5 protein-coding genes are annotated in these 7,402 nt (G+C 67.2%); all 5 read left to right on the top strand.

Translation table 11 applies throughout. The features are described 5' to 3' along the window. Positions 1-390: 390 nt before the first annotated feature. Complete coding sequence (locus tag AC0699_RS38805; RefSeq protein ID WP_478671045.1) at positions 391-582, top strand: transposase; 192 nt, start codon at positions 391-393, stop codon at positions 580-582. Between the two features lie 265 nt (positions 583-847). Further along, entirely contained in the window at positions 848-2,302 is a 1,455-nt protein-coding gene (locus AC0699_RS38810) for an MFS transporter (protein ID WP_478671027.1), read from the top strand. Positions 2,303-2,740: 438 nt separating this feature from the next. Beyond that, complete coding sequence (locus tag AC0699_RS38815) at positions 2,741-4,378, top strand: NRAMP family divalent metal transporter (RefSeq protein WP_478671031.1); 1,638 nt, start codon at positions 2,741-2,743, stop codon at positions 4,376-4,378. A gap of 345 nt (positions 4,379-4,723) precedes the next feature. After that, the gene (locus tag AC0699_RS38820; protein WP_478671035.1) at positions 4,724-6,142 is read left to right on the top strand and encodes an MFS transporter; all 1,419 of its coding nucleotides are present in this window, start codon (positions 4,724-4,726) and stop codon (positions 6,140-6,142) included. A 418-nt stretch (positions 6,143-6,560) separates the two neighbouring features. After that, on the top strand, positions 6,561-7,402 hold an 842-nt coding region (locus AC0699_RS38825; protein ID WP_478671040.1), incomplete at its 3' end, for an ISL3 family transposase.

Raw genomic sequence — 7,402 nt, forward strand, 5'->3', positions numbered from 1 at the left:
GAGGGACACGCCGCCGACAGGCCAGTGGCACAATGCCGTCTCGCAGCACCGGCCCCTTCACCAGCCCAAACCCTTTTTCAGGGGCAAGTAGCTAGCTGCAACGGTGCTTGCCGTGACGGTTGGGCAGGTCGGTCGTTGGTCAGCTCATGGGTGGGGAACTTGCTGATGCCCGGTCGTGGGCTGGTGAACTGAAGGTCTTGCATGAGCGGTTCGTGCACCGCTACAGCGCAAGGCCCACTTCAAGGATCTGTGCACTGGATGGCCACTTGCGCGAGAGGTGCACCAAGGCCAAGGCCGGACGCATCCTGACCATCCGTCCCCACCACGACCTCCAAGCGCCGCCCGCGACCAGGCCGCCACCGACCCCGACTGGCAAGCCACCTACGGCCGCTGGAGACGCCCGTCGAACGCGCCGTCGCCTGGCTCGTCCACCACGGCAACCGCAAACTCCGCTACCGCGGAACCATCACCAACGACACCTGGCTCCACACCCGAGCAGCTGCCCTCAACCTCCGCCGACTGATCAACCTCGGACTCACCCGCACAGGCAAAACCTGGGCGATCAACCCCGCCACCTCATAGATCGAAAGGCCGCCCGGCCCACGGCCGGACACTCCCCTCACCAAGATCTTCTTGATTCTTCTAGGCCTACCATCCGGTCGGTCCTCCACTCGGATGACCAAACGCCGTGCCCGCGAAGTCCACACTCGTGCGGTGTGTCCCCAAGCGCTGCACCTTCCGCGCCGCCGCGCCGAAGCCGGAACCGCACGACGAGAGGTATTCCGTGAGTACGCACCCGCCGGCCCCGCCCGAGTCCCGTCAGGCCCACCGACGCAGCAACTCCGGCATGTTCGAGTCACTCCGCGTCCGGAACTTCCGCCTGTACGCCGCAGGAATGGCCGTATCGAATACCGGCACATGGGTGCAGTGCATCACCCAAGACTGGCTCGTCCATGCGTTGACCGGCTCGGCATCCGCCGTCGGTATCACCCTCACCCTCCAGTTCCTGCCTACGCTCCTGCTCGGCCCTTACGGAGGCGTACTCGCGGATCGGCTACCCAAGCAGAAGCTGCTGCTGATTACGCAGTCCGTGATGGGGTTGGCTTGCACGGTGCTCGCCATCGTGACCCTCAGCGGGGAGGTGCAGGTCTGGCAGGTGTGGCTGACTTCGTTGATCCTCGGCCTTGTCACCGTCGTCGACACCCCCTCCCTGCACTCATTCGTCGCCGAAATAGTGGGGCCCGGCCGGCTCGCCAATGCCGTGTGCCTGAGCTCGGCAACCCGTCAGTTCACACGCCTGTCGGGTCCAGTCGTGGCAGGCGCCCTGCTTGCCACTGTCGGCAGTGGATACGCGTTCCTCGTTAACGGAGTGTCCTACGCAGCCATGATCAGCGTTCTGCTCCTCATGCGCGGCGCCCAGCTGAACCGCACCGAGCGGCCCCCGCGGGCAAAAGGCCAGCTGCGTGAAGGACTACGTTATGTAGCCGCGCGGCCGGAGTTGGTCAGGTCCATCGCGCTCGCCGCATGCCTGGGCACTTTCGGCTTCAACCTTCCGGTCTGGCTGCCAGCGTTCACCCATAATGTGTTCCACCGCGGCGCCGGGGTCTTTGACCTGATGAATTGCCTGGTGGCGGTCGGCGGGCTTGTCGGGGTGGCGTTTGCCCTGCGACGCCGAGAGGTCAGGCCGAGACTGATACTCGCAGCGGCCGTGCTCTTCGGCGTCCTGCTGGCTGTGGACTCCTTTGTGCCGGATTTGTGGCTGTTCGCGGCGCTGCTGGTGCCGATCGGTCTGCTAATCATGACCTTCAACAGCGCGGCCAACACGAGTGTGCAGCTGAGCACCGATCCCGAGATGCGCGGGCGTGTGCTGGCGCTGTACATGGTGGTGACCACCGGCAGCACTCCCATAGGCGCTCCCCTGGTGGGCTGGGTCACGGACACCTACGGCGCCCACTTCGGCATGGCGACGGGCGGTGCGGTCTCCGCCTTGACTGCCGTCGCTGTCTTCTGGGCACTGAGTCCAGCCGGCCGCCGACAGCTCGGCGCCTGCTGGCGCCTCGGCCATCGGGCCGTGTCTTGCGTCCGGCTTGTCCCGCCGACTTCGGGCCGGGGACGTGGCGTCCATATGATTGTCCGGCCTGGTCCGGGCGCCGGGTCGGACAGCCAGCACAGCGCGGAGCAAGAACCACGGGCAGTGGCCCCCCGTTCAGGCCCGGGCGGCGGCAGCCACCTCGCTGGGGTGGTCCGGCCATCTTCGGAGCGCTATGCCGCGGCGGGGCGGGCGCAGAGCCGGGCGGCTTAAGAAACAGGGCGCCGGCTAGCGGAGAGCTGGCACACGCTCGGCGACGAGGTCAGAGTCAACCAAGGCGCAGTGTACTCGGCGCTTGCCGGGTCAGATCCAGCCACACGGCGGCCTCGACAGCCGTGGTGGTGAAGCCGGCGAACCCGCCGGACGTCAACATCGGCCCACGCCTGTCCGGGCGTCCCCCCAACCGGAAGGAGGCGAGAGACGTGGACTGCAGTCACAGTAGTCCGGGCCGTCGGCCCCTGATCCGCCTGTCCTCGCATTCGTCCGGCACGCGGTAACCACCTCCCCCAGCGCGGAGCCCCCGCCTTCGCACCCCCGTGCGGTCTGACGGCCGCGGGGTGGGTCCGTGCTGACCTGCCTCGTCCGCGCTGTAGGGGCGATGGCTGCTGTGTGCCCCCTAACCTCCCCCGCTTGGGGAGTTGGAGGCATGACATGGCTGACACGATGACCACCAAGATCTCAGCGCCTCGGGCGGCGGTGCTGGACGACGCGCACCTCGGCGACATCCGCGGTGCGCTGGGCACCATCAAGCTCGACGACCACGGCGAGCGCCGGGGGCTGACGGCAAAGCTGAAGACGCTGCTAGCCATCGTCGGCCCCGGCCTGATCGTGATGGTCGGCGATAACGACGCCGGCGCGTTCGCCACCTACGGCCAGGCCGGCCAGAACTACGGGACCCACCTGCTGTGGACCCTACTCCTGCTGGTGCCGGTGCTGTACGTGAACCAGGAGATGGTGCTGCGGCTCGGCGCCGTCACCGGAGTCGGGCACGCCCGGCTCATCCTGGAGCGGTTCGGAAAGTTCTGGGGCGCCTTCAGCGTGATCGACCTGTTCTGTCTCAACGCGCTCACGCTAGTGACGGAGTTCATCGGCATCGCCCTCGCGGCCGGCTATCTGGGCCTGCCGAAGGCCGCCGCCGTGCTCATCGCCGCGATAGTCATCATCGCGTCGGCGTTCACCGGCTCCTTCCGCCGGTTCGAGTGTGTCGCCATGACCCTGTGCGCGGCCTCGCTGCTGCTGGTGCCGATCTACTTCCTAGTCCACCCCGCCACCGGCCAGATGGCCCGCGACTTCGTGGTACCGAACCTCCCCGGTGGCGCGGGCGAACTGTCCACCGTGATGCTGCTGATCATTGGCATCGTCGGCACCACCGTGGCGCCATGGCAGCTGTTCTTCCAGCAGTCGTACGTGATCGACAAGCGGATCACCCCGCGGTTCATGCGCTACGAGAGGATCGACCTGTGGATCGGCATCGCGATCGTGGTCATCGGAGCCGCGGCCATGATGGGCTTCACCGCCGCCGCGTTCGCCGGCACCCACGGCTTCGGCCAGTTCACCGACGCCGCCGGCATCGCCACCGGCCTGGCAGCAAAGGTGGGCAAGCTCGCCGGAGTACTGTTCGCGATCGCGCTGCTGGACGCCTCGATCATCGGCGCGTTCGCGGTCTCCCTGTCCACCGCGTACGCCATCGGCGATGTGCTCGGCATGAAGCACTCCCTGCACCGCGGACTCGGCGGCGCCAAGGGCTTCTACGCCGTCTACGCCGGGCTGGTCGCCGCCGCCGCAGCAATCGTGCTGATTCCCGGCTCCCCGCTGGGTCTGCTCACCGAGGGAGTGCAGACCCTCGCCGGTGTACTGCTGCCGTCCGCGTCGGTGTTCCTGCTGCTGCTGTGCAATGACAAGCAGGTCCTCGGCCCGTGGGTGAACGGGCCGAAGACCAACGTGTTCACCGCCGCCGTGGTCGGGGTGCTGGTCGCACTATCAGTGATCCTGACCGCCGCGGTGCTCTTCCCGGACATCTCCGCGGGCGCGATTCGGCAAATCATGGCTGCCTGCGGCGTCACCGGGGTGCTGGCCGCCGGATATGCGCTCCTCAAGCGCCGCACTGCCGGCCCGGAGCCGGTCGACCGCACTGGCCGCGATTCCTGGCGGATGCCGCCGCTGGAGACGCTGACGAAGCCGGCGATGTCCACCGTCCGCAAGATCGGCATGGGCGCGCTGCGTTCCTACCTGCTGATCGCCATGGTCCTGGTCGTCATCAAGATCGTGCAGGTGGGACTCGGCCACTGACTGGTCCGGATGGCAGGGACGGCACCGGCACCTACCGAGTGCCGTCCCGTCGCCGCCGGAGAGGGGAGACGGGCCGGGATGCACGCCCCTGACCACTATCGACTCGCGGTGCGTGAGCGAGGCCGTGCCGACCATGCATCAGGATGCCCTGTGGGAACGGAAGTTGCAGGACCAATACCTACCGGTTGGCAACTTTTCGCTGGTTACCTGAGCTGGATTTCCCCCATGCGGCGGGCCAATCGGCTGACAGCGGTCATGTCTGGGATGGACCAGGGTGGGTGTCTGCTCTCACATCAGCTGCCTGGGCCATCGCCTGCCCAGGCAGCCAGAGAAAGGCCTCCCCCGATGTCCTCGACCAACTGCCTCACCAGGACTACGCCTGGCGACTCCGAGCAGCGCTGGTCTGCGCGATCGTGGGGTGTCCTGGCCGTCTTGTGTCTGGTGCTGTTCATGGACAGTCTGAACGGCTCGATGGTCGGGATCGCCCTGCCCTCCATTGGTCACGCCCTGGACATGGGGCCCACTTCACTGCAGTGGATCATCGACGGCTACTTTCTCGGCTACGGTGGACTGCTGCTGCTTGGCGGCCGAACTGGCGACTTGCTGGGGCACCGCCGAGTCATGCTGATCGCGCTCGGCGTCTCCGTCGTGGGCTCGCTGTTGGGGGGCCTCGCCACCAGTGGTTCGCTGCTGATCGCCACCCGATTCATCATGGGCGTGGCGGCGGCGTTCACTGCTCCCACGAGCCTTTCCCTCCTCACCACGACCTTTCCGGAAGGCCCGCAGCGCAACCGAGCGCTCTCGGTCTTGACTCTCTTTGGCGCTATGGGCTACTCGTCGGGCCTTATCCTCGGCGGTCTGCTCGCCGGCATCGGGTGGCGCTTCATCTTCCTGATGCCCGCACCCCTCGCCCTGCTTGCCCTGGTCGCGGGCTTCCTGCTGATCCCCCGGAACCGCCCCGCCAACAGCCGCGACTACGACCCGCTTGGCGCCATTACCCTCACCACCGGCATGATGCTGGTCGTCTACGCAGTCGTAAGCGCCCCTCTCAAGGGCTGGACCTCCGCCGCGACTCTCGGCACCCTCGCTTTGGCTGCCGTGTTGCTGGTCGCTTTCGTCCTGATCGAGAAGCGCGTTCGCCACCCGCTGGTGCGGTTCGGCATCTTGCGTCACGGCAACACGATTCGTGCCAATCTGAGCATCATGGCGCTGGTGGGCTCTTACTCGAGTTTCCAGTTCATGCTGCCTCTCTTCTTGCAGGACGGCCGCGGCTGGTCCCCACTGCACATGGCCTTCGCGCTTCTGCCCGTGGGCTTGGCTGTCGCGATCGGTTCGCCTTTCGCCGGGAAGTTCATCAACCGCTTTGGAACGGTTCCGCTGGTCCGTGCCTCGATGATCGCGACCACTCTCGGCTACGGCTGGTTTCTCGTATCAGCGGGTACCTCCCCTGGGTACATGCTCACCATGCTCCCGTCCATGCTGCTTCTCGGCGGCGGCTTCGCCTTCGGCTACAGCGCGATCATTGCCCAGGCGACCAAAGGCATCGACGATTCCGAGCAAGGCTTCGCTTCCGGCTTGGTGCAGACCTCTGCGCTGGTCGGCGCATCCCTGGTCCTCGCCTTTCTCACCGTGCTGCTCACTGGAGTAGTCCACAGTGGCAGCTCCTTTGCCCCCTACCACCCGGGCCTGAACCTCATCACCGGTATCGCCGTCATCGGTCTCCTACTCAACCTGATCCCCATGCAGCGCCTGCGGCGACGCTGACGGGTCGCTCAGTGCCCACCGCACGCTCCGGCCTCGCCGGAGCGGCGCCCCCGTCCCGACCGGCAACGTCGCCATACCTGCATCTACGCCTCGGCGGCACCCCCAACAACGCCCAGACCTTCTTGCCCAACGCAGCAGCGCTCGACACCGACGCACGGTAAGTAGCGAGCTCGTGCGCGTGGTTGCGATGAGACGTCGAGGGCTTTGTCAAGTGCCAGCACTACGGCAGCGCCAGATTCGATCTCTTCAAACGCTGCGGTTCCGCGCCAGCCGGCAGACCTGAACGAACGGTTGTCGGCGTACAAGTGAACGTGGCCCTGGCAAGATTTCCGTGACGTCGGGGTGTGCCACCGCGCGCCGGTGACGCTCCGTCACAGGTGGCGGCACCGTCAGAGAGTGTGATGACCTCGTACGGATCGTGTCCCCGCACCTGGATGCGGTGCGGGTGGAGCGGGTGTGGGTGGAGAGCGGTGTGGTCCATATTTCCGCCCGCACCCGCGAGTTACCGGTTGCCTGCCCGGACTGCGGCAGAAGCTCGGTGCGGGCGCACAGCCGCTATGCCCGCACGCTGGCCGACCTCGCCGTCGGTGGCCGTCCGGTGTCGATCGGCCTGTCGGTGCGGCGGTTGTTCTGTGACAGCCCGCGCTGCGGGCGCCGGACGTTCGCCGAGCAGGTCGATGAGCTGACCGTGCGCTACCAGCGCCGCACTCCGTTGCTCCAGCATCTGGTGGAGATGGCCGCGGTGTTGCTCGCCGGACGCGGTGGCTCCCGGTTGCTGCAGATCCTGAACGTGCCGCTGTCTCGGACCAGCGTGCTGTTCCACCTGATGCACATGCCGCTGCCGACGATGGCCACGCCCCGGGTGCTGGGCGTGGATGACTTCGCGCTGTACGCCGACGTCTACGGCACCCTGCTGGTGGATGCCGACACCCGGCTCCCGCTCACGCTCTGGGCGGGCCGGGACGCTGAGCAGCTGGCCGGCTGGCTGCGCGACCATCCCGGCGTCGAGGTCGTCTGCCGCGACGGCTCGCTGGTCTACCGGCAAGGCATCGCCGACGGCGCCCCGGAAGCTGTGCAGGTCAGCGACCGTTTCCACCTGTGGCAAGGGCTGTCCAAGCGAGTCGCGGACATCGCCGCCGCGCACCGCGGCTGCCTGTCGGCCGCAGTGCCCGAGCCCGAAGCAGTCACGCCGCCGTCGACCTCCGCACCGCCGCCCGATCGGGTCGACACCCCCGCCCGCCGCCACGCGAAGCGGCTGTT

The organism is Streptomyces sp. NPDC043870, from assembly GCF_056435785.1.

Coding starts and splice junctions, on each gene's coding strand:
- AC0699_RS38810 (WP_478671027.1), top strand. CDS start 848: ATGTTCGAGTCACTCCGCGTCCGGAACTTCCGCCTGTACGCCGCAGGA.
- AC0699_RS38815 (WP_478671031.1), top strand. CDS start 2,741: ATGGCTGACACGATGACCACCAAGATCTCAGCGCCTCGGGCGGCGGTG.
- AC0699_RS38820 (WP_478671035.1), top strand. CDS start 4,724: ATGTCCTCGACCAACTGCCTCACCAGGACTACGCCTGGCGACTCCGAG.